Consider the following 20,419-nt stretch of genomic DNA (forward strand, 5'->3'; position numbering starts at 1 on the left):
CGCCGGGGTTTTCCATGTCCTGCATCCCGCTTGGCCGCTTTTCTCCTGGTCTCTCTTGGAAATAAGGGCCTCCCGGCCCTTATGAAAAAGGCTGCTACGCGCGTGCAACAGGGAAAGCAGAAAAGCCAGAACTGGCTTCACTACGGAGACCGGAACCAAACCCCGGCAATTTGACGAATCATGAGGGGAAGGAGTTCCTCATTCCCAGGGGCGGTGGAGGCACCTCTATCTGCCGCATCAGCAAGACACGCCGGGCAGACGGCACATCTCCGCATACTCTTCAAGGCGCCGGCGGAAGGTTTCCTCCGTCATGGAAAGGAGGGCGTCCGCGGAAAAGGACTCGCAGGTGAAGGAGGCCGCCACCGTGCCGTACACAATCCCCCTCTTCACTTCCTCAAAGGATGGAAGGCCGGGGGGCAGGGTGGCCAGGTAGCCGGCCAGCGCCCCCAGGAACGTATCTCCCGCCCCGGTGGGGTCCACCAATGTTTTCAGGGGATAGGCGGGACAGCGGAAAATTTGCAGATTGCCTGCGGAATCCCGCCCCAGAAGCGTGGCGCCGTATTCCCCCTGTTTCACCACGGCATATGCTGCGCCCTTGGAAAGCAGGAATTCCCCGGCTTCCAGCACGGTGGACGCCTGGGCGTACTCCTTCGCCTCGTCCTCGTTCATCATGGTGATATGGGAACGGCTGATCACGGCGTCCAGCAATTCCGGCTGGCGGCGCAGCCACTTGTCCATGGAATCGGAAAGCACCAGTGCCGCGTCCGGGCACTGTTCCATGCACTTGAGCTGCTGGGCCGGAACCATGCAGCAGCACACCAGGACGGGATGGTTACGCAAGGACTCCGGAACGTGCACGTTCCATTCCAGCATCACGGCATCATTGGCGCAGACGGTCCTGCGCTTGTTCATGTTGTCAAAATATTCCCCGGTCCAGGAAAAGGAAGGACCCTTCTTGCGTTCCACGCCGTCCATGCACAGCCCCTTGGCCGCAAGGGCTTCTTCATAATGGGAGGGGAAATCCTCTCCGATGATGCTGACGGCGTCCACCCGGTCCGCAAAAAGCAGGGCGGCCACCGCCGCAAAGGACACCGAGCCGCCCAGAACTCCCTCCGCCCGGTTGCGGGGAGTGAGGATGGTGTCTATTCCAATGGTTCCGGTGACAAGGAGGGGCTGGGACATGGAAAAAAGGAAATACGTATTCAAACGCCGGGATCAAGAATAAAAGGCTGGAGATAGGGAAAAAACGGGTTATTTTACCTGTACGCGCTTAAAGGAAATGAGGCTCTTCCCTGGGAACGCACCCTAAACCGCCTGCACGGCAGGCTGATGGCTTCTGTATCACACCGGATGCAGAAGCTTTGTATTCGGTGAAGGACACCCCATACGAACATGAACGCCTTTACACCAATTTCCTCCGCCTTCTGCCGCCTTTCCCGGCAGCATCCGGCAACGGCATCCCTGGAATCTCGCCCGGAGTCTTATTCCCGTTCAACCGGAGAAAAGCCGCTATGATGAAAATGCTGCTGATGGTCGGGCTGGGAAGCTTTGCGGGCGGCGTGCTGCGCTTCCTGCTGACCCGTTTTGTCCAAATCAACTCCATGAGTTCCTTTCCATGGGGAACGACGGCGGTCAACCTGCTGGGATGCCTGGTCCTTGGCGTTCTCTACGGGCTGTTCAGCCGGGGTCTGCTGCTGCATACGGAAACGCGGCTTTTTCTTACCGTAGGCCTGTGCGGCGGCTTCACCACCTTTTCCACGCTGATGAATGAATCCTTCCTCCTGTTGAAGGAGGGGAACTTTCCCGCCTTCTTTCTTTACACCCTCCTCAGCTTTGCCGGAGGGCTCATTGCCATTGGCCTGGGATACCTGGCCGCCAGATAAGAGACAATCATGAACACTCCGGAAGAAAACCTCATGCTGCGCATCTACGTCAGCAGCACCGACGCCGTCAGACACGTACCCGTCCACGAGGCCGTAGCCTACGCTACCCGCCGCTACGGCATGGCGGGCTGCACCGTGTACAAGGGACTAATGGGGGCCGGGCGGCATACGCGCCTGATGAGCCCCACATTCTGGGAAATTGTCGAGAAGGTGCCCGTCATCATTGAAATCGTAGACACCTCAGAACGCATTGAAACGTTCCTGGGCAAAATCTCCTGCTGGCTGGACAGGCTGCCGCACGGCTGCCTGGTGTGCACGCAGCCTGTCCGCGTTTATCCTGTCGGCGGTACCCGCTCCTAGGAATAGGACTTTTCCAGGATGCTGACGACGTCCGCCGGAGTGAACTTGCAGCGGTCCAGCTCAAACAGGTTGCCCATGGTGGAAAAGGCCGTTCTGGCGTATTCGTCAAACAAATCCGGGGTAATGCCGAACTCGGACATCTTCAGCTTGTCCACGCCGCAGGCCTCCTTCAGCTTGTTCAGGCCGTTCAGGAAGCCGTCCACGGAAGCTTCCTGCCCCATGGCGGCGGCTACCCTGGCGTAACGTTCCGGGCAGGCGGGGGCATAGGCTTCATGATAGGCCCAGGAAATCATGATCAGGCCCGCGCCGTGCGGGAGAGCGGGATGGAACGCGCTGAGGGCGTGTTCAATGGAGTGTTCCGACGTACAGCAGGAAATGGTCTCCACAAAGCCGGAATAGGTATTGGCCAGGGCGACGTAGGCGCGCGCTTCCAGATCGTCCCCGTTGCTCACGGCGCGGGGAAGGTATTTGGCGATGTATTCAATGGCCTGTAGCGCGAACATGTCCCCCATGGGAGAGGCAATCGTGGCCATGTACCCCTCCACGGCGTGGAACAGGGCGTCAAAGCCCTGGTAGGCCGTCAATTTGGGCGGTACGGAAAGCATCAGCTCCGGATCCACGATGGACATGGTGGGGAAGGTGCCCTTGAAGCCGAAGCCGATCTTCTCCTGCGTATCCTCCTTCGTGATGACGGTCCACGGATCCGCTTCCGTTCCAGTCCCTGCCGTGGTGGTGATGCAAACGATGGGAAGGGGCTTGTTGGGAATGGGAAGGCCCTTGCCGGAACCGCCCTGGATGTAATCCCAGTAGGTTCCCGGATTGGCAGCCATCACGGCGATGCTCTTGGCGGAATCCATGCTGCTGCCTCCGCCCAGGCCGACGACGAAATCACAACCTGTCTCCCTGGCAAGCGCGGCGGCCTCCATCACGTGCTCCACCACGGGGTTGGGCTGCACCTTGTCGAAAACGACGCTCTCCACTCCCTGGTTCTTCAACAAAGCCTGCACCCGGTCCAGATACCCGAGCCGCCTGACGGACGTGCCGCCGATGACAATCAGGGCCTTGGCGCCGGGCAGGGGAGCGGAACCAAGATTGTCCAAAGAACCCGCGCCAAAGAAAATTTGCGCGGGCATGAAAAATTGAAATGGCTGATACATGGCCCTACTGTATAAAACAGCGGCTCCGGACGTCAAGGATGCTCTGTGCATTCCATCAACTCCGGAGCCGCCGTGCAGGCAACAGCCTTTACTGAAAAGCGTTATGCGTCTTCAAAAAAATCGTCGCTCCGGGTGGGGTCCGGCTTGGGCGGCTTCGGCACGTCCGTGCCGATGGCTCCGGGATCGTCCATTTCACGGCTGGTCGTGATCGTGGTGGGCGGCGTCTTCCTTCTGGGAGGCCGCACCGTGGGACGAGGGGAGGCTGAAGAGGAGGAGGAAGAACCGTCCGCCATGGTTTCATCTTCCGAGGAAGCGATCATGCTCTTCATGCTCTGGACCAGCTTGTCCCGGAGCGTCCGGATTCCCTGTTCCCGGCGCACGGGATCCACCGTCGTCCGGATCAGCGTCATCATGTTCCGCGTGGCGTTCGCCTGGTCGCCCAGGTCAAAGCAATCCAGTTCGCAGCGCCAGCGCAGGCGGTCCAGGACGGAGGAATCCTGTTCATCAAACTCGTCTTCGGACGCATTGGCAATGCGTCCCTGCATGCCGGACTTCTTGCCGGTGGAAATGGCATGGCTTACCTTGCCGAGAGCCACTTCCATGGAAATTCTCTTGCCCCATGCCTGCCGGAGGGCGGGAAGATTGCGCGTCTTCCGGTATCCCGTGAAGAAAAGCTTGTCGAAAATCTCGTCCCGGTTTTTCATGGAATCCGGAAAGGCCTTGGAAGACATGCTGCCGATGCCCAGGGCCTCCCCGACCTCCGTATTCAAAACGGATTGTTCCGCAATGCGGGCTCCGGCTTTCCCGGCTCCCCCTCCATTGTTATTTTTGGAAGAAGTGGAAGAGGGATCGACAAAATCAGGGTCGGAGCAGGCGGCCAGGTAGGCGTTCAGCAAATCCATGGCCGGCTTCTGGAACTCCGTAACGTCCAGAGTCTCCTCCTCCGTTCCGCCGGTGGAGCTTGACGTGGCGTTCATCAGGTTTTCCTTGAGGCGGGCCTTGAGGACGAGCACGCCCCACTGGTATTGAAGCATCAATCCCTTACGGGCATTCTTGTCCTGGTATTTCTTGGCCTCGCGGTCCATCCAGTCCTTCAGGGAATTGGAGGCAATCTTGGCGCTCTTGCCCTGGCTCTTGTCCTTCTCCTTTTCCGCTTCCATCAGGAACTTTTTGGACTGGATCAGCAGGTCGTACGCGGCGCTGGGATCCCTGCCGGCGGAATTCAGCTTGCTGATGGCGGCATTGATCACCTTGGTTTCCGCAGACCTGTTCAGGGCGAGCAGGTTATCCAAATCCTTGATCACCTTCTTCTTGGCATCGTTATCCATGTGCTGCGCATAACAGAGGGAGCCCAGGCTGAGGCCTCCGATCACGCAAAGAGAGACGAAAGTATTCATGCTTTTTTCATTATGACGGATGAATGACGGTCTGGCAAGAGAGAAGCGAGGGGAAGGGGTATCCGGATGAACTTTTAAGGAGGGAAAAGGAATTTTCCCGTTTCTGCCGCGTTATAATAGGTTAGTCAGTGAAAGACTTTTTATTTTTATGGGAATGGAGAGGCAGGCTAATGGGGGTTTTCAGCGACGGATGGGGATGGAAGAAAGGTTGGCAATACTGAAAACCCCTTTGAATGGAGAATATTTAATCAGGACGGGAGGCTCTGGTTCCCAGAAGTGAAGCCCACTGGAAAATACAGGGTGCAGGGAATGTTCCCATGTTTTTGACAGGAAACAGTCCCCCTGGGGAACGGAGGTTTGATTCGTGCCTCTTTCAGACTTCAGGCTTCAAGCCTTCCGCTTTCCGTCCAACTGCAAAGCGGTTTCCCGTCCTTCGTACAGCCGCGTGGACGGACAGCAGGAAGCGACGTATGAAAATCCCAGCAATGCTCTTATTGCCGGAAGAGAGCAGCTATCGGGAAATGGGGAGGAAAGTGAAAAAGCAATCTGGAGCGTTGCAGGCTTCTGAATCAATACTCGGCTAAAAGCCGTACTCTCTATTCATTCTATAACTCTTCGCAAACGCTCAGTCCAATATTTGTCCAGTTGCCGCAAACCCCTTCTGGCTGACGGGGGAGTGTAAAAACTCGAAGAAGAAGGAAAAACGGGCGGAGATTCACCCTGATTTAATACTTCGCATAATATATGTAATGCAAAATATGGAACTAGTGAAATAAACGCACTGGACTTTGACTTTAAAAGATATATGCCCGCAGAAGGCACATGGATGAGAATAGCTTTATCCCCTGGGATGGAAGCGGTGATGAATGGCATTCAGCCGCTGCTGTTCCAGATGCGTATAAATCTGGGTGGTGGAAATATCGGCATGCCCCAGCATTTCCTGAATGATGCGGAGGTCGGCGCCGTTCTCCAGCAGATGCGTGGCGAAGGAATGCCGGAGGATATGCGGGAAGACATGCTGTTCTATTCCCGCGGCCCTGGCGCGTTCCCGGAGAATCTGGCGTACCCGTTCCCTGGTCAGCGGCCGTCCGCGCACCGTCAGGAAAATATGGCTTTTCGTCCCCGGCTTGACCAGTCTGGGCCTCCCTTTCTCCAGATACGTCCTCAACGCCTCCAAGGCGGACCTACCCACAGGCACCAGCCGCGTTTTCTCTCCCTTCCCCAGCACGCGGACAAAGGCATCATTCATATCCAAACTCTCTAATTTGCAACTGATTACCTCACTTACGCGCATGCCGCAAGCGTAAATCATCTCCAGCAGGGCCCTGTCTCTACAGCCGAGAGGAATATCCTGAACGTCAACACTTTCAAGCAGTGTTGAAACGGTTTGCTGATCCAGCACATGGGGGAGCGACAGCCCCTGCCGGGGCATTTCCAGAAAGGCGGAGGGGTCTTTTTCCAGCATCCCCATCCCGGCCAGCCAGCGGAAAAAGATGCGCAAATGCACCATTTCCACCCGCATGGAGCTGCGGGCCATGCCGCGGGCCTGCAAATGCCGGAGGAACTCCGTAAGCGTGCCGATGTCCACACGGGAAAGATCAGCGTCTTCCGTACCCAGAAACCGGGCGAATTCCTCCAGCGTCTGCCTCACGGAAAGCTGGTAGGCGGCGCTCAAGCCTTTCTCTGCGGCCAGAAAACGGATGAAGCGTTCCAGATGGGTTTTCATGGTGTTACCTCCCCTGCCCGTTAAAACCGTTCCACCAGGAACAGGAACTCCGTCACGTTCTGCGGACGGTTCCTCAAATTCCGGCTGCCGCGGAATGTGGCGTATGGCGTTTCCAGCGTGACGATATGTCCCAGACGGCCAAGGAAATTCGTCATCTCCTCATAACTGATGAAGCCCTCCGAACTGTATGAAAGGAGAATGAACTTGGCCGGGCAGTCCTCCAGCAGCCGGAACAGGGCCGCCGGGGCATGCTGGCGGCTGTTGTACGTGGAGCGTTTCCAATCCGCGGGAATGCCGGAAACACGGCTGGTTTCCGCCGGCTTCTCATAGGAGGACAGCAGGTTCAGCATGAAATAGTTGGAACCGTACGGATGCTGATTGTAGGGAGGGTCCAGGTACACCACATCCATCTCCGGCAATTCTGCGGCCAGTTCATTGGCGTCACGGCAGTGGATGGAGTATTGGCATCCAAATCTGGAAAACACGGGAAACGGCAGAGAAATATCCCCCAGGATGCGGGAAAGAGCGTTGCCGGCCGTTCCGCCGAACTTGCCGACGCCGTGCCTGTCCTTGTAAAATCCCTTGAACACGCCGGATGTGTTCGTATGCACGGAAGCCTCCGCCAGAAGGGGGGCGATGAAATAGGGCCTTACCTCTTCCGGAAGCAAATCGATGGTCTGCCGGGCCGTATCCAGGTACACGGCATTGCGGCGCGTATAGAAAACGCGGTCATCCGGCGTGATGCTGTCCGGATTTTTGGGCGCGTACAACTCCGTGATGAACCCCGGGGACTCATGCGTCTCCATATACCGTAGCAGACGCCGGTAATGCCTCTCCAGCTCCAGATTCTCCACTTCCTCCGGATTGCTCAGGTAGCAGGTGTTGACGATGCGGCTATACTCTTCCAGATCATTGACAATCAACTCTTCCGAATGCTTTTTCAGGAAACGGGCTACAATGCCGCTGCCGGAAAACAGGTCCCCGGCCTTCAGCCTGTCCTTCCCCAGGCGGCTTTTCACCTGTTCCAGCCCCATCCCCAGGAAGTGCAGCAGGGAACGCTTGTTGCCCAGATACGTCACAATCTGTTCCGTCAGGTATCTGGGATCTTCCTCCATCTGCGGCGCTGGGAGGGATGATGGCTCGTTCCGGGTCATATACAGGTCTCAACCAGCATACGGCACTCCGGCCTTTCCGTCAAGTTGTGCCGGATACGGAAATGGAAGATATGCTCTTGGAATAAGGAAGAAACCCGTGCCTGCTGAAAGAGACGGGAGGGAAATATATGGAAGGGGAAATACATTTTGAAAATTTCCCTGAATAGTGAGGGTGCATTTCACGCACGCCTCATGAACAGAAAATAAAATCATGAATAATTCATCTATGGATCAATTCTGCTCAGAGCTGGTAGCTAAGTCCGAATCCAAGCGGTTCTCGTCCGCGTTGCAGGAATGGGAACACGTGGAAACATTTTTGCAGGAGGAAGAAGGTACATGCATTTGCGGGCACGTTATTAAAGAGCACTGTATCCGTACCTCGCAGGAGGTTTTTCAAATGCCTAGCCGCAAATTTGATGGACTTCCTTCGTAAAAAAAGAAGAAGGCCGCCCGCTTCCTTTCCGGAACCTCTATGTAGCGTCCCTCCCCTGCTCCATGCGGACATGCCGGAAGAAAGGCCTTTCCAAAACAGCCGTGCATGTTATAGTGCCAACAATCATGAAAAGGCATCTTCTACCCTGCTCCCTGCTCTGCATGCTCCTGGCGGCTACAACGGCCCTGGGCGGTCCCGGAGACGCATTTTACGAAGCCAACCTTTCCCTGACGCGCGCCGCGCGCCTTGAGAAGGAAGGCGATTACAAGGCAGCCCTGGAAAGCGGCAAAAAAGCCGCGGAGCTGCTTCAGTCCCTGAAAAGTTCAACTCCGGAATGGAATCCGGAGTGGGTGGCCGGGAAGCTGGACGTCGCCGCGCAGTTGCAGCAGCGTGTGGAGCCTTTGGCCCAAAAGGCCGGGGAGAGCAAGAAGGCGGATTATTCCCTGAAACCCGGAGAACGGAGGGACTTTACCCTGCAACGCGCCTACAAGGCCCATGAACAGCAAAAACTGATTGTCGGCGCCGTTCCTGCTCCCGCCCCCGTTCACGGTGCGGAACCCGGGAAATCTGCCGCTCCCGCAGCTTCCGGCCGCACGGAAATCCGCGTTGTCACGCCGGCCGCGGCCAGACCGACGGTTGTTTCCAGAAGATCCGCGCCTTCTCGCGGCCTGCCTCCCCGCACGGACCGGGACGGAAGGTTCCGCATCGGGAGCTGATATGAACAAAAGCGGAAGCTTCCGGAACAGTTCCGGTTTTGCTTTTCGCCTTTTCCTTTCAACCATAAAAAAGAGCCGCTTCCCCATTCATCGGGAAAGCGGCTCTGTGAATTTTAACAGCGTTCTCAGGCGTTCTGCCTGGCGGCTTCTTCAACAGCCACGGCCACCGCTACGGAAGCGCCGACCATCGGGTTGTTGCCCATGCCGATAAGGCCCATCATTTCCACGTGGGCGGGCACGGAGGAGGAGCCGGCGAACTGGGCGTCCGAGTGCATGCGGCCCATGGTATCGGTCATGCCGTAGGAGGCGGGACCGGCAGCCATGTTGTCCGGGTGCAGGGTGCGGCCCGTACCGCCGCCGGAAGCCACGGAGAAGTACTTCTTGCCCTTCTCGTTGCATTCCTTCTTGTAAGTACCGGCTACCGGGTGCTGGAAGCGGGTGGGGTTGGTAGAGTTCCCGGTGATGGAGACGTCCACGCCTTCATTCCACATGACGGCCACGCCTTCGCGCACGTCGTCACAGCCGTACACGCGCACGGCGGCCTTCGGGCCCTTGGAGAAAGCCTTCTCCTGGACGATGTTCAGCTTGCCCGTGGCATAGTCGAACTTGGTCTGCACGTACGTGAAGCCGTTGATGCGGGAGATGATGTACGCGGCATCCTTGCCGAGGCCGTTCAGGCAGACGCGCAGGTCCTGCTTGCGGACGCGGTTGGCGGATTTGGCAATGCCGATGGCGCCTTCAGCAGCGGCAAAGGATTCATGGCCGGCCAGGAAGCAGAAGCATTCCGTTTCATCGCGCAGGAGCATGGCGGCCAGGTTGCCGTGGCCCAGGCCCACCTTGCGGTCGTCCGCAACGGAACCGGGAATGCAGAAGGACTGGAGGCCTTCACCAATGGCTTCAGCGGCGTCCGCAGCCTTCGTGCAGCCCTTCTTGATGGCGATGGCGGCGCCCACCACATAGGCCCAGCCGGCGTTTTCAAACGCGATGGGCTGGATGCCGTTCACGATTTCGCGAACGTTGATGCCCTTGGAAAGGCAGAGTTGTTCCGCTTCTTCAATGGAGCCGATGCCGTATTTGGCCAGGGCTTCATTGATCTGCTTGATGCGGCGGTCGTAGGATTCGAAAAGAGGCATGATGGTAATAGTGCTTGAAGTTGATATACTCTTTTTAATTCAATCTCATTCGTGACGAGGATCGATGTACTTGGCGGCCTCGTCGAAACGACCGTAGTTGCCCGTGCACTTGGCGACGGCTTCGTTGGCGTCCACGCCCTTCTTGATCATTTCCATCATCGGGCCCATGCGCACAAACTCATAGCCGATGATTTCGCCGTCTTCGTCCAGAGCCAGCTTGGTGATGTAGCCTTCGGCCATTTCCAGATAGCGGGGGCCCTTGGCGCGGGTGCCGTACAGGGTGCCGATCTGGGAGCGGAGGCCCTTGCCGAGGTCTTCAAGACCGGCGCCGATGGGCAGGCCGCCTTCGGAGAAAGCGCTCTGAGTGCGGCCGTAAACGATCTGCAGGAACAGTTCGCGCATGGCGGTGTTGATGGCGTCGCACACGAGGTCCGTGTTCATCGCTTCCAGCACGGTCTTGCCGGGCAGGATTTCCGCGGCCATGGCGGCGGAGTGGGTCATGCCGGAGCAGCCGCTGGTTTCTACAAGGGCTTCCTCAACGATGCCGTTCTTGACGTTCAGCGTCAGCTTGCAGGTGCCCTGCTGGGGAGCGCACCAGCCCACGCCGTGGGTCAGACCGGAAATATCCGTGATCTCCTTGGATTGCGTCCAGTTGCCTTCCTGCGGGATGGGGGCCGGACCATGGTTGCAGCCTTTCTTGACGCAACACATTTGTTCGATTTCGTGTGTAAACTGCATGGTATTAGGATGTTAATATGAAGATGGGCCTGCAGTCATCGGACAGCCCCACCTTGAGCGGGACGGATCATACCAGCAAAATCCCGATTGGCAAACACGAATGATTGAAAACCGGGCGAAATGCTTCATCATCAGTCCGGAGCCCGCCCCGCATGAAGTCACTCCCGCGTCATCCCCTTCTCAACAAACTTGCAATCATCTCTGTCTCAATACTGATGATCGGCTTTTCCTTATTCATGTGGGCGTGGCAGGTGGAACCCAGGCGCGTGGAAACCGTCACGACCGCGCTGGAAGTGCCGCAGTGGAAGGAAAAAGGCGGCTCCCCGCTCCGGATCGTGATCGCCGGAGACTTCCACCTGCGCCCGAACGGCGGCGACCAGGCGCGCCGGTACATGGAAAAAATCATGGAGGCGCAGCCGGACATGATCTTTCTGCTGGGGGACTACGCCAACGGCCACACCCGGGAGAGCAGCATGAGTCCGGAAACGGCCCGGGAATACTTCAAGATGCTGAAGGCCCCCCTGGGCGTCTTCGCCGTGCAGGGCAACCATGACCAGTACTACGGCTGGGACCTGTGGCGTAACATGTTTTCAGAGCTGGGCATCCTGCCCATGTGGAACGACTCCCTGCTGCTGCACCTCCCCGGCGGCAGGGATCTCCAGCTTTCCTCCGTTCGGGACGACTACCACCTGAGAATCAGGCCGGAGGAACTGCCGCTGCGCTTCTCCCCGGACATCCCCCACATCCTGCTCTCCCACGTGCCGGACATCTTTCCCCTGCTGGCTCCCGGCACGGCGGACGCCGTCATCAGCGCCCATACCCACGGCGGACAGATCTGCCTGCCCGGCGGCAAGCCTCTGGCGAACATCTCCCGGGAGAAGGCCAAATTCTCCTATCCCTGGTCCCAGTTGAACGGCACTCCCTTCCTCATCACCCGCGGGCTGGGATGCAGCGTTCTTCCTCTCCGCTTCTGCTGCCCTCCGGAAATCATCGTGCTGGAAATCCAATAAAAACAATCGTTCGCAACACTCCCTGCCCTCCTATGCCCTCTCCTTTTTATTCACATGATATTTACCTGTTATTAACAGTGGCGTGCATGGCCGTGGCGCTGGAATCGTGCTCCGTCCCCGTCAAGGCTCCGGAAGCCGTGGCCGGATGGTATGAAGGAACCCTCTACGAAGACAAACCCTTCTACATCACTAAAAACGCCATCAGCTGGACCAGCGGTAGGAAAAAGGCGGACTTCGGCCACTGGACCGCCGTCAGCGTGTATGACCCCACCATCCGCCTGAAAGCGGAGGGCGGTACATTCACCATCTCTCCCGGCTACGGCTGGGACGGCGTCACCTGGGGAACCACCCCGCCGGACATGCTGCTCCCTTCCCTGTTTCACGACGCCATGCTGCACGCTAAAATGAATGGCGCGCCCATCGCCAGAAACCAGATTGACCTGGCCTTCTATGACCTCATGACCAGCCAGCACGCCAGCCGCAAGGGGCTTTACTACCGCTTTGTGCGCCTCTTCGGCTGGTGCTTTACCCTTCCCCAGCACCCGCACACATTGACGATCCGCCGGGAGGAATCCGGGGTAGAATAATTTCCCTGCAAGCATGCCGCTCCGTTTGCTGCCCTGCGGCTTGCTCGTCTCCGGCTTCAGATCTTTTCTCATGATTACTTTCCTTTCTCTGGAAGGATTTAATCCATGGAACATGAACGGACTGAAAAAACTGACGTCCGGAAAGCCCGCAGAAGGAGGGAAAATTTGACCAGACGCATCCTGTTTTGGCTTGCCTGATTAGTTAGTTTGATCTAACTTCTGGTGTCGTAACAACAACCAGCACACATGGAAATCACCATTATCTACGGAACGGAAACAGGAAATTCAGAAAGCCTGGCCCGGGAGGCCCGGGAAAAACTGACAAAGCTCGGCCATCAGGCAACAGTGGTTGATATGGAGGATATGACGGTGGAACAGTTGAAAAATGCGGGAACGCTGCTGGTCGTCACCAGCACGTGGGGAGACGGAGAACCTCCCTCCAATGCAGAGGCGCTGTACCAGGCATTGAAGGACTCCTCGGAAGACCTTTCCACAGTCAACTATGCCGTCTTCGCCCTTGGGGATGAATTTTATGAAAACTTCTGCCAGGCAGGCAAGGACTTCGATGCCTTCCTGGAACGTTTGAAGGCGCAAAGGCTGCTGCCGGTAGCCCTGTCCGGTGGGGATTATGACGACACCTTCCCGGAATGGGTAGATGCCCTCGCGGAAAAACTTTCCTGACGTTTCTTCCTTTTTTATTTTTAAGGTGTGTAAAACGCCTCATCTTCAAATCGGACACTCCTTTAAAAAACGCTTCTTCCGGCATCAGGGCTGGGAGAGGCGCTCTTTTTTCCTGAAAAACAGGTCCCCAGTAAAACCATTTGCCGCTCCTGGGAATAAGGGACTCCGGCCCCCTTATCAACTTGCTCCCTCCGAAGCAAGGCGAAGGCTTTCAAAATTAAAATACCCTTCTTTCCTCATTATCTTACCGCCTCAGATAAAAAGTTACAAATTCCTATCCCTCCCCTTCCGAATCAACTCAAAGGCGCCCGCGACTGGCAAAACTCCACTTTCTTCTTTCCGCCCAACCGATGAAGCCTGAATTTGGCCACATCCACCAGGTTGGCAAAATCCTTCAATTTGGGCCCGGCAATCACCTTCTCCAGATATTCCTCCCCCTCATGAATAACCGGTAAATAGCCGACCGACAGGCAGTTTTTTCCCTCCAGTACCTTGAGAGGGGAACTCTGGTCATTATAAGGATGCAAAGAAAGAATCCTCAATTCCTTTTCATCCTTGAAGGCGGCATCCTTCACCAGATGCCTCAGGTAAATGAGCATCTCCAGGGCAGCTTTTTGAGCCTTTTCGCTGATACACTCAAAAAGCATCCGAATATTCTTCAATGATTTGCCTATCTCCTGCAATTTCTTTCTTTCAGACTCTTTCAATGCGTCTTCGCAAACATTAAAATCCCTGTTTAACGAGTATTCAGAACATGCAGGGGTATAATGCACCCGACCGGAAGAGCAATCATAATACAATACCCAGTAAAGAGGGAGCTTGCGGCGCATGTCAGTCTCTTTTCCGGAGGAGGAGTCGTCCTCTTCTTTCTGGACGGCAATCATGGACGTTTCTCCCGGCTTGGCAAAAAAGGATCGGTTAAATACCAAGCACAGCCCGGTTCCTTCCTCTCCCTTGTTTTTTCCGTAAAGGCGGAACTGGTTCAAGGAATCAATGGCAGAAGAAAAGGAAGCCTGCAATACGGCAAGATGGCTCTGAATTCTCTGGGAAGGCAGACAATCCTGTTTCAGAAATGCCTGAAAAACGGTGCCTTCCGTAGGATCATTAGCCGCAGCCAGGCTGCATAACGACAGGGGATTTGCGTGACCGTCCGTTTCCGTCTGCTTTTGGAGCAAGGTTTCAAAAACCATAGAGGAAGTGTAATGCCCTACCTGCTCAAGGTCAGCGCTAAGCAAATAAAGAAGCCTATATTGTTCCACCCACAGACGGTGAATACAGGATAAATCTTTGCCGGAGCATCCACCCAGTTTTTCCCTGCTTGCCAGGACATTGAAATCTTCGTCTCCACTCCATAAATCCACCTGACTATTTTCTGACAGGCCATCCCAGAATTCCTTGCTTCCCACTAACGACCTCCGGTTTCGTTTGGCTATTTCATTACCGGCATTGATTTGAATGGCTTGAATATAACAAGCCAATGCCTCTTCCTTTTTGCCGAGATTGGATAATAAAAGCCCTTTATTGTTCAGGGCTGCATCATGATGAGGGTTGATTTCCAGCGCCTTGTTATAACAGGCCAGAGCTTCCTCCTTCCGTCCCAGGTCATCCATGACATTTCCCATGTTGTAACAGGCCGCCCCATAACCAGGATTGATTTCCAATGCCTTACTATAGCTGGCCAGAGCTTCCTCCTTTCTTCCCAGGTCATCCAGGACATTTCCCTTGTTATAATGGGCCGCATCGTAACCGGGATTGATCTCCAGCGCCTTGTTGTAGCTGGCAAGGGCCTCTTCCTTTTGTCCTAAACTTTTCAGGATAATGCCCCTGTTGCAATAAGCCTTATCATAATCAGGTCTGATTTCCAGAGCCTTGTTATAGCTGTCCAACGCTTCCTTCTTCCGGCCGAGATCGTTCAGGATATTTCCTTTATTGTAGTAGGCCGCATGGTCCCCAGGATTAATTTCCAGCGCTTTGTCATAGCTCTGCAACGCCTCCTCCTTCCTCCCGAGATCGTCCAGAATATGTCCTCTGTTGTAATGGGTTGCATCATTTCCTGGGTTGATTTCCAACGCTTTATCGTAACTGGATAAAGCTTCCTCCTTCCTTTCTAATTTTTTCAATACAATGCCCCTGTTGCAATAGGCTTTATCGTAAGCAGGGTTGATTTCCAGAGCCCTGTTGTAGCTGTCCAGCGCTTCCTCGCTGCGTCCCAGGTCATCCAGGACATTCCCTTTCTTCACATAAGCCGTGAAATTTTCAGGATCAAGAGCGATCTCTCGTTCCCATTTTTCCAATTCCCCCTTCAATTTTTCTTTGTCCATGCCAAATCAATCTTGAATATATCCAATACTACCCAGCGGGAAAACCTTTGGAAAGAGGATAATAGGAATGAAAACAATTCAGGGAAGAAAAGAATCCCCGCTTTATTCCTCAATCGGCGTGGCTTCGGGAATGTATTCATTCCCGGAGGGGGCCGTCTGGCGGATTTCCGTGACAAAGCCAAGGACGCGGTCCACATCCAGCTGGGACAGCACGGTGCGCACGTCCTGGTCTTCCAGGAAGCGGGTGAGCTTGACGTCGTTATAAAGGCCCTGCATGTCCCCCTTCTCCACCAGCAGGCGGATGGCGGGGTCTTCGCTCAGGCTTTTCAGGCTCAGCACGCGGCTGGTGATGCGGGAGCGGGGCATGTAGCAATCCAGCTGGGTGCGGCGCTGGTCGGAGAGCTCAGGGCTGAGCGTCACCAGGTAGGCAATCATTTTTGCCAGGGAGAGGCGTTCCGGGTCGTGTTCCGGGGAGATTTTCACCAGCCAGTTCAGGTGGGGATTGTCCGTGATGGACTTCTTGACGGAGTAAATGGCGGGCAGGGAGATGGTGCGGCTGGGATCCATGTGGTACAGGGCCAGTTCGCGGGCGCGGGTCATTTCCGCCATGGAGCCGTAGTAGAAGATGCACATGACGCCCACCCAGCAGACAACCGCCGCCATCAGGATGGTGGTGACGATGCCCTTGGCCCCGCCGAAGCCCATGCGCCTCCCCCAGGAGAAGACGTCACTGAACCAGAAGAGGCCGTGCATGAAGATGAAGAAGACCGCCGCCGCCCCCCCGACGGACAGCACGGTGACCATCCATTCCCGCGGGTCGCTGGTGATGAAGGAGAGGTAGGTAAAGCCGTATTTGGACAGCCAGAAGTAAGCCGCCACGGCGGAGAGCACCGCCGCGCCGAACAGGAGCATCTTGATCATCCCCTTCAGCATGCCGAGCACGATGAAGCCGACCAGCAGCGCGCCCAGAACCAGGTAGAATGTGAGGGAGGAGTCCATGAATGACGGGAAAGAAGCCGCGTTACAACGCCCGCTGGCAGCGCTGGCGCAGATAGTGGTCGCACAGGCAGAGCCAGGCCATGGCTTCCACAATGGGCACGGCGCGCGGCAGCACGCAGGCGTCATGCCGTCCCCTGCCCTTGAGCCGGGCGTCCTCCCCTGCCTGGTTGACCGTCTGCTGGTCAATCATCAGGGTGGCGGTGGGCTTGAAGCCGATGCGCATCAGGATGTCTTCTCCGTTGGAGATGCCGCCCTGGATGCCGCCGGAGTGGTTGGTGACGGTGTGCACATGGCCGTCCCGCATGTAAAAAGGGTCGTTGTGTTCCAGTCCGGTCATGTCCGCCGCTTCAAAGCCGGAGCCCACGGCAAAGGCCTTGGTGGCGGGAATGCTCATCATGGCGTGGGCAAGCGTGGCGTCCAGCTTGTCAAAAACAGGGTCCCCCAGTCCGGGAGGGCAGCCGCGCACCACGCATTTGACCACGCCGCCCAGGGAGTTGCCGGCGTCCCGCGCCTCCTTGATGGCGGCGATCATGGCTTCCGCCGCGGAGGGATCCGCCGTGCGGACGATGTTGCTTTCAATGACGGAGGCCGTGACGGCCTCCCAGTCCACGGAGGCTTTCACATGATGCACCTGGTCCACCCAGGCTATGATCTCCATGCCGGGAAAGGCCTGCTTCAGCACGGCCCTGGCCACGGCCCCGGCGGCCACGCGGCCGATGGTTTCCCGCGCGGAGGCCCTGCCCCCGCCCGCCCAGGCGCGGATGCCATATTTGGCGTCGTACGTGTAGTCTGCATGGGAGGGGCGGTACGTATGGGCCATTTCATCATAGGCGGAGGAACGGTGGTCCTTGTTCCGCACGCTGACGGCGATGGGCGTTCCCAGGGTTTTGCCGTCCAGCACGCCGGAGAGTATTTCCGCGCGGTCTTCCTCCTTGCGGGGCGTCACGATGTCGCTCTGCCCCGGCCTGCGCCGGTCCAGCTCCCGCTGAATGGCTTCTTCCGTCACCGGGACGAGGGACGGACAGCCGTCAATCACCACGCCTACCCCGGCTCCATGGGATTCACCCCAGGTGGAGATTCTGAACACCTGACCAAAACTGCTGGACATGGCGGCATTCTAGACGGCGGCGTCCATCCGGTCAAGCCGTGGACTTCCGCAGCGGGACATAAAAAAACACCCCAGTCCGCAGAGGACGGGGTGCTGAAAGAAAAGTGCTCTTTTGGGAAGCAGCTGCCGTCTTAGTCCTTCAGGGCGGAAGAGGCCTTGAAAGCAACCGTCTTGGAGGCGGGAATGTTGATCGCCTTGCCGGTCTTCGGGTTGCGGCCGGTACGGGCTTCACGGGTCTTGGTAGCAAACGTACCAAAGCCGATGATCTGCACCTTGCCGGATTCCTGCACGCCTTCCTTGATGGATTCCAGCACAGCGGCCAGAGCTTCTTCAGCGTGCTTCTTGGTCGTATCGGCACCCAGCTTGTTTTGAATCAATTCGATCAGTTGAGCCTTGTTCATAGGACTTCGGTGAATAGCATATGGAGCCCTGACAGTAAAGAAAAAATGCGGTACACCGGCAAATCAGGACCCAAAAACGGCGTTAATTGTCGTCATCCGGCTGTCTTTCCACCGCGGCTCCGATCGCCAGGAGCTTTTCGTCAATCATTTCATAGCCCCGGTCAATGTGGTACAGGCGGTGGATTTCCGTGGTGCCTTCCGCCTTCAGGGCGGCCAGCACCAGCGCGGCGGATGCGCGCAGATCAGACGCCATGACGGGCGCGCCGCTCAGGCTTTCCACGCCGGAGATGACGGCGGTGCCGTTGTCCACCTTGATATCCGCGCCCATGCGCTTGAGCTCGGAGCAGTGCATGAAGCGCTGCGGAAAAATGGTATCCTTCACCACGGAGATGCCCGGCGTGGTGGCAAAGAGGGCCGTCATCTGGGCCTGCATGTCCGTGGGATAGCCGGGATAGGGGGCCGTCTTGATTTCCCCGCATTTGGGCGTATTCCCGGCAATGATGGTGACCGTGTCCCCCCGTTCGTTGAATTCCACATGGTGGCCGCATTTCCGGAGCAGGTCCGTCACCACGGTCATGTGCTCCTCACAGACGCGCCGCAGGGTTACGCCGTCCCCCATCATGGCCGCGGCCACCATGAAGGTGCCGGCCTCAATGCGGTCCGGAATGACGGTATGGTTGCAGCCGCGGAGTTTTTCAACCCCTTCAATGACGATCCGGCGCGTTCCGGCGCCCTGGATATGGGCGCCCATCTTGATCAGGAAGTTCGCCAGGTCCACCACTTCCGGCTCGGAGGCGGCGGATTCAATGACGGTGGTTCCTTCCGCCAGCACGGCGGCCATCATCAGGTTGTCCGTTCCCAGAACGGTGGGGCCGTGATCGCCCCTCAAATCTATGGTGGCTCCCTTCAACCCCCGGGGCGCTTCGATAACCAGGTTGCCGCGTTCAATCTGCACCTGGGCGCCCAGAGCCTGAATGGCCCGGATGTGCAGGTCCACGGGACGGTCACCGATGACGCAGCCGCCCGGCAGCGGAATCACGCACCGCTGCATGCGGGCCATCAGGGGGCCCATCAGGCAGATGGAGGCGCGCATCTTGCGCACCTGTTCATAAGCGGCTTCGGAATGCAGGTTCCTGGCCTCCACGCGCACGTTGCCGCTGGACCTCTCCACGGAGGCGCCCAGCTGGCCCATGATCTGAACCATGAAATTGGTATCGGAGACATCCGGCACACGGCGCACCACCACAGGCTCATCCGTCAGCAGGGATGCGGCCAGAATGGGCAGGGACGCATTTTTGGACCCGCTGATATTGACGGCTCCCCTCAGCGTAAAACCTCCGTGTACAACAAGCTTCTCCATAGTGGGTGGCAATTAGGTGACGGATTCTACACATTTGAGACGTCCATGCAACCCCAAAGAGCCCCCGGAACCGGACAATTTCCCGGAGGTTTCCCTTCCCGGAAAAGGCGGCGGAAAGCCACAGGGCAAAAAAGACAGATGCCGATCAGGTTCTGTAAGCCAGATTTTGTCCGCCGGCGCAGGGCCGGCTGTGTGGCCATTTTTCTCACGCGGACTGCGGTGAAGCATTCCGCGCGCCCGTTCGTCTTACGGAACGGGTGCGACTAATACCCGGGGATCCGGCGGGCAGGCAACCCTTCCCCTGTTTGTCTTGCATCGCGCGGGGTTTACCATGCCTCCTTGGTCGCCCTCGGAGCGGTGAGCTCTTACCTCCCCTTTTCACCCTTGCCTGAACGGGGATGAACCCCGTCCGGGCGGTTTGTTTTCTGTGGCACTTTCCGTCCGGGAACCCTTGGGAGGTTCCCGTCTCCCGCTTTCACGGGACACGCTGCCTTGTGATGTCCGGACTTTCCTCTACCCCGGTCCGAAGACCGGAACAGCGACCACCCGAACCTGATCGGCACGGACTACATACGCTTTCAGCGGCGCGCGGTAAAGCCCAAAGCAGGACGGAGGGCATTTTTGTTCCCTTGCCTGTTCTCATCCGGGCTTAGGAGATCCCGGGCTCCTTCAGGCACGCCTCATAGCACGCTTTGTTAAGTGCCTTGCAGACGGCGGTATTGCCGCTTGCGGCAGGTACCGGATGAAATTTCTTTTCTCCTGGGGCATGCAGAAAAACGGCCGCCTCTTCCGGCTGAAGAGAGGCGACTTTAGTCCATCCTTCCTTTAAGAGGATTTTGGCCAGGGATTCCACCTTGTAGGCGTCGCCTTTCAGAAATACCTTTTTAACAGGGTACTGCTTCCCCAGCGCATTCGCATATAAGGCGAACGGCCTTCTCTCCACCTCCACTCCGTCATCTTTCAACGTGACGTCGTACACAAGGGCACCGATGCTGACATGTACGGCCGCTTCCGCAACGGGCTGCACGGATTGGCGCTGGGAACAGGCGGCCACGACGTTCAGCGCGGTACAGAGAAAGACAGTCCGGACAATAAAACTCATCAACCTTTTTTATTCCATACTGCATTGAATGTCAATATCGAATAATCCTTTGAAACAAAGTAAAGCGGCCACAGGATCACTCCCGTGGCCGCTCCAACTTACTACCTATGAAAACCAGCTTGATCCATTGATCCTGAAAAGCTCTCTCCTTCC

The 20,419-nt window shown here is 57.0% G+C and carries 20 protein-coding genes, 1 other RNA gene and 1 riboswitch; of the genes, 7 read left to right on the forward strand and 14 right to left on the reverse strand.

The window, feature by feature from the left end; translation table 11 throughout:
• Nucleotides 1-237 precede the first annotated feature (237 nt).
• Nucleotides 238-1,182 (reverse strand): PfkB family carbohydrate kinase, encoded by a 945-nt coding sequence (locus HJW02_RS02290; protein WP_022398289.1) that lies wholly within the window; start codon nucleotides 1,180-1,182, stop codon nucleotides 238-240.
• 84 nt (nucleotides 1,183-1,266) lie between these two features.
• Nucleotides 1,267-1,346, forward strand: a riboswitch (Fluoride riboswitch).
• A 168-nt stretch (nucleotides 1,347-1,514) separates the two neighbouring features.
• Here HJW02_RS02290 and crcB point away from each other — a divergent pair.
• Complete coding sequence (crcB, locus tag HJW02_RS02295) at nucleotides 1,515-1,883, forward strand: fluoride efflux transporter CrcB (protein ID WP_102722093.1); 369 nt, start codon at nucleotides 1,515-1,517, stop codon at nucleotides 1,881-1,883.
• 9 nt (nucleotides 1,884-1,892) lie between these two features.
• Nucleotides 1,893-2,243, forward strand: a complete 351-nt coding sequence (locus tag HJW02_RS02300) for a DUF190 domain-containing protein (protein WP_022398291.1) — start codon at nucleotides 1,893-1,895, stop codon at nucleotides 2,241-2,243.
• On the opposite strand, the gene HJW02_RS02305 is transcribed toward HJW02_RS02300, so the two are convergent.
• From HJW02_RS02305 to HJW02_RS02320, 4 genes are all read right to left on the reverse strand, one after another.
• Complete coding sequence (locus HJW02_RS02305; protein ID WP_102722066.1) at nucleotides 2,240-3,400, reverse strand: iron-containing alcohol dehydrogenase; 1,161 nt, start codon at nucleotides 3,398-3,400, stop codon at nucleotides 2,240-2,242. The genes HJW02_RS02300 and HJW02_RS02305 overlap by 4 nt on opposite strands.
• A gap of 101 nt (nucleotides 3,401-3,501) precedes the next feature.
• The gene (locus HJW02_RS02310) at nucleotides 3,502-4,797 is read right to left on the reverse strand and encodes a hypothetical protein (protein ID WP_102722065.1); all 1,296 of its coding nucleotides are present in this window, start codon (nucleotides 4,795-4,797) and stop codon (nucleotides 3,502-3,504) included.
• Nucleotides 4,798-5,635: 838 nt separating this feature from the next.
• Nucleotides 5,636-6,523 (reverse strand): tyrosine recombinase, encoded by an 888-nt coding sequence (locus HJW02_RS02315; protein WP_102722063.1) that lies wholly within the window; start codon nucleotides 6,521-6,523, stop codon nucleotides 5,636-5,638.
• 20 nt (nucleotides 6,524-6,543) lie between these two features.
• Nucleotides 6,544-7,638 (reverse strand): DNA adenine methylase, encoded by a 1,095-nt coding sequence (locus HJW02_RS02320; RefSeq protein WP_102722062.1) that lies wholly within the window; start codon nucleotides 7,636-7,638, stop codon nucleotides 6,544-6,546.
• Between the two features lie 250 nt (nucleotides 7,639-7,888).
• Between HJW02_RS02320 and HJW02_RS02325 the strand changes: the two genes are divergently transcribed.
• Complete coding sequence (locus tag HJW02_RS02325; RefSeq protein WP_102733154.1) at nucleotides 7,889-8,110, forward strand: hypothetical protein; 222 nt, start codon at nucleotides 7,889-7,891, stop codon at nucleotides 8,108-8,110.
• 125 nt (nucleotides 8,111-8,235) lie between these two features.
• Nucleotides 8,236-8,826, forward strand: coding sequence for a hypothetical protein (locus HJW02_RS02330; RefSeq protein WP_102733153.1), 591 nt, complete (start codon nucleotides 8,236-8,238; stop codon nucleotides 8,824-8,826).
• 125 nt (nucleotides 8,827-8,951) lie between these two features.
• Here the strand turns inward: HJW02_RS02330 and HJW02_RS02335 are convergent, their stop codons facing one another.
• A complete protein-coding gene (locus tag HJW02_RS02335; protein WP_022398298.1) occupies nucleotides 8,952-9,959 on the reverse strand; it encodes a GGGtGRT protein in 1,008 nt (335 codons plus the stop codon).
• Between the two features lie 45 nt (nucleotides 9,960-10,004).
• Nucleotides 10,005-10,697: a hypothetical protein gene (locus tag HJW02_RS02340; RefSeq protein ID WP_022398299.1), complete on the reverse strand. Its 693-nt coding sequence runs from the start codon at nucleotides 10,695-10,697 to the stop codon at nucleotides 10,005-10,007.
• Between the two features lie 215 nt (nucleotides 10,698-10,912).
• On the opposite strand from HJW02_RS02340, the gene HJW02_RS02345 reads away from it, so the two are divergent.
• The 3 genes from HJW02_RS02345 (at nucleotide 10,913) to HJW02_RS02355 (ending at nucleotide 12,975) form a co-directional block, all read left to right on the forward strand.
• Nucleotides 10,913-11,707, forward strand: a complete 795-nt coding sequence (locus HJW02_RS02345; RefSeq protein ID WP_180971023.1) for a metallophosphoesterase — start codon at nucleotides 10,913-10,915, stop codon at nucleotides 11,705-11,707.
• 32 nt (nucleotides 11,708-11,739) lie between these two features.
• Nucleotides 11,740-12,294, forward strand: a complete 555-nt coding sequence (locus HJW02_RS02350; RefSeq protein ID WP_146018196.1) for a hypothetical protein — start codon at nucleotides 11,740-11,742, stop codon at nucleotides 12,292-12,294.
• A 246-nt stretch (nucleotides 12,295-12,540) separates the two neighbouring features.
• Nucleotides 12,541-12,975: a flavodoxin domain-containing protein gene (locus HJW02_RS02355; protein WP_102722057.1), complete on the forward strand. Its 435-nt coding sequence runs from the start codon at nucleotides 12,541-12,543 to the stop codon at nucleotides 12,973-12,975.
• A 293-nt stretch (nucleotides 12,976-13,268) separates the two neighbouring features.
• On the opposite strand, the gene HJW02_RS02360 is transcribed toward HJW02_RS02355, so the two are convergent.
• The 7 genes from HJW02_RS02360 to HJW02_RS02390 form a co-directional block, all read right to left on the reverse strand.
• Nucleotides 13,269-15,296, reverse strand: a complete 2,028-nt coding sequence (locus HJW02_RS02360; protein ID WP_102722056.1) for a tetratricopeptide repeat protein — start codon at nucleotides 15,294-15,296, stop codon at nucleotides 13,269-13,271.
• Nucleotides 15,297-15,398: 102 nt separating this feature from the next.
• Complete coding sequence (locus tag HJW02_RS02365) at nucleotides 15,399-16,295, reverse strand: hypothetical protein (protein WP_102722055.1); 897 nt, start codon at nucleotides 16,293-16,295, stop codon at nucleotides 15,399-15,401.
• Nucleotides 16,296-16,317: 22 nt separating this feature from the next.
• On the reverse strand, nucleotides 16,318-17,403 hold the full coding sequence (gene aroC / locus HJW02_RS02370; protein WP_102722054.1) for a chorismate synthase: 1,086 nt from the start codon (nucleotides 17,401-17,403) through the stop codon (nucleotides 16,318-16,320).
• A gap of 131 nt (nucleotides 17,404-17,534) precedes the next feature.
• Entirely contained in the window at nucleotides 17,535-17,804 is a 270-nt protein-coding gene (locus tag HJW02_RS02375) for an HU family DNA-binding protein (RefSeq protein ID WP_022398307.1), read from the reverse strand.
• An 82-nt stretch (nucleotides 17,805-17,886) separates the two neighbouring features.
• Nucleotides 17,887-19,164, reverse strand: a complete 1,278-nt coding sequence (murA, locus tag HJW02_RS02380; protein ID WP_102722053.1) for a UDP-N-acetylglucosamine 1-carboxyvinyltransferase — start codon at nucleotides 19,162-19,164, stop codon at nucleotides 17,887-17,889.
• A 139-nt stretch (nucleotides 19,165-19,303) separates the two neighbouring features.
• An RNA gene (rnpB, locus tag HJW02_RS02385) (RNase P RNA component class A) lies at nucleotides 19,304-19,722 on the reverse strand.
• Nucleotides 19,723-19,813: 91 nt separating this feature from the next.
• A complete protein-coding gene (locus HJW02_RS02390) occupies nucleotides 19,814-20,266 on the reverse strand; it encodes a hypothetical protein (protein WP_102722052.1) in 453 nt (150 codons plus the stop codon).
• Between the last annotated feature and the right edge of the window lie 153 nt (nucleotides 20,267-20,419).

Source organism: Akkermansia sp. GGCC_0220, assembly GCF_017566105.1.
GTDB lineage: Bacteria > Verrucomicrobiota > Verrucomicrobiia > Verrucomicrobiales > Akkermansiaceae > Akkermansia > Akkermansia massiliensis.

Coding starts and splice junctions, on each gene's coding strand:
- HJW02_RS02290 (WP_022398289.1), bottom strand. CDS start 1,182: ATGTCCCAGCCCCTCCTTGTCACCGGAACCATTGGAATAGACACCATC.
- crcB (WP_102722093.1), top strand. CDS start 1,515: ATGAAAATGCTGCTGATGGTCGGGCTGGGAAGCTTTGCGGGCGGCGTG.
- HJW02_RS02300 (WP_022398291.1), top strand. CDS start 1,893: ATGAACACTCCGGAAGAAAACCTCATGCTGCGCATCTACGTCAGCAGC.
- HJW02_RS02305 (WP_102722066.1), bottom strand. CDS start 3,400: ATGTATCAGCCATTTCAATTTTTCATGCCCGCGCAAATTTTCTTTGGC.
- HJW02_RS02310 (WP_102722065.1), bottom strand. CDS start 4,797: ATGAATACTTTCGTCTCTCTTTGCGTGATCGGAGGCCTCAGCCTGGGC.
- HJW02_RS02315 (WP_102722063.1), bottom strand. CDS start 6,523: ATGAAAACCCATCTGGAACGCTTCATCCGTTTTCTGGCCGCAGAGAAA.
- HJW02_RS02320 (WP_102722062.1), bottom strand. CDS start 7,638: ATGGAGGAAGATCCCAGATACCTGACGGAACAGATTGTGACGTATCTG.
- HJW02_RS02325 (WP_102733154.1), top strand. CDS start 7,889: ATGAATAATTCATCTATGGATCAATTCTGCTCAGAGCTGGTAGCTAAG.
- HJW02_RS02330 (WP_102733153.1), top strand. CDS start 8,236: ATGAAAAGGCATCTTCTACCCTGCTCCCTGCTCTGCATGCTCCTGGCG.
- HJW02_RS02335 (WP_022398298.1), bottom strand. CDS start 9,959: ATGCCTCTTTTCGAATCCTACGACCGCCGCATCAAGCAGATCAATGAA.
- HJW02_RS02340 (WP_022398299.1), bottom strand. CDS start 10,697: ATGCAGTTTACACACGAAATCGAACAAATGTGTTGCGTCAAGAAAGGC.
- HJW02_RS02345 (WP_180971023.1), top strand. CDS start 10,913: ATGATCGGCTTTTCCTTATTCATGTGGGCGTGGCAGGTGGAACCCAGG.
- HJW02_RS02350 (WP_146018196.1), top strand. CDS start 11,740: ATGCCCTCTCCTTTTTATTCACATGATATTTACCTGTTATTAACAGTG.
- HJW02_RS02355 (WP_102722057.1), top strand. CDS start 12,541: ATGGAAATCACCATTATCTACGGAACGGAAACAGGAAATTCAGAAAGC.
- HJW02_RS02360 (WP_102722056.1), bottom strand. CDS start 15,296: ATGGACAAAGAAAAATTGAAGGGGGAATTGGAAAAATGGGAACGAGAG.
- HJW02_RS02365 (WP_102722055.1), bottom strand. CDS start 16,295: ATGGACTCCTCCCTCACATTCTACCTGGTTCTGGGCGCGCTGCTGGTC.
- aroC (WP_102722054.1), bottom strand. CDS start 17,403: ATGTCCAGCAGTTTTGGTCAGGTGTTCAGAATCTCCACCTGGGGTGAA.
- HJW02_RS02375 (WP_022398307.1), bottom strand. CDS start 17,804: ATGAACAAGGCTCAACTGATCGAATTGATTCAAAACAAGCTGGGTGCC.
- murA (WP_102722053.1), bottom strand. CDS start 19,164: ATGGAGAAGCTTGTTGTACACGGAGGTTTTACGCTGAGGGGAGCCGTC.
- HJW02_RS02390 (WP_102722052.1), bottom strand. CDS start 20,266: ATGAGTTTTATTGTCCGGACTGTCTTTCTCTGTACCGCGCTGAACGTC.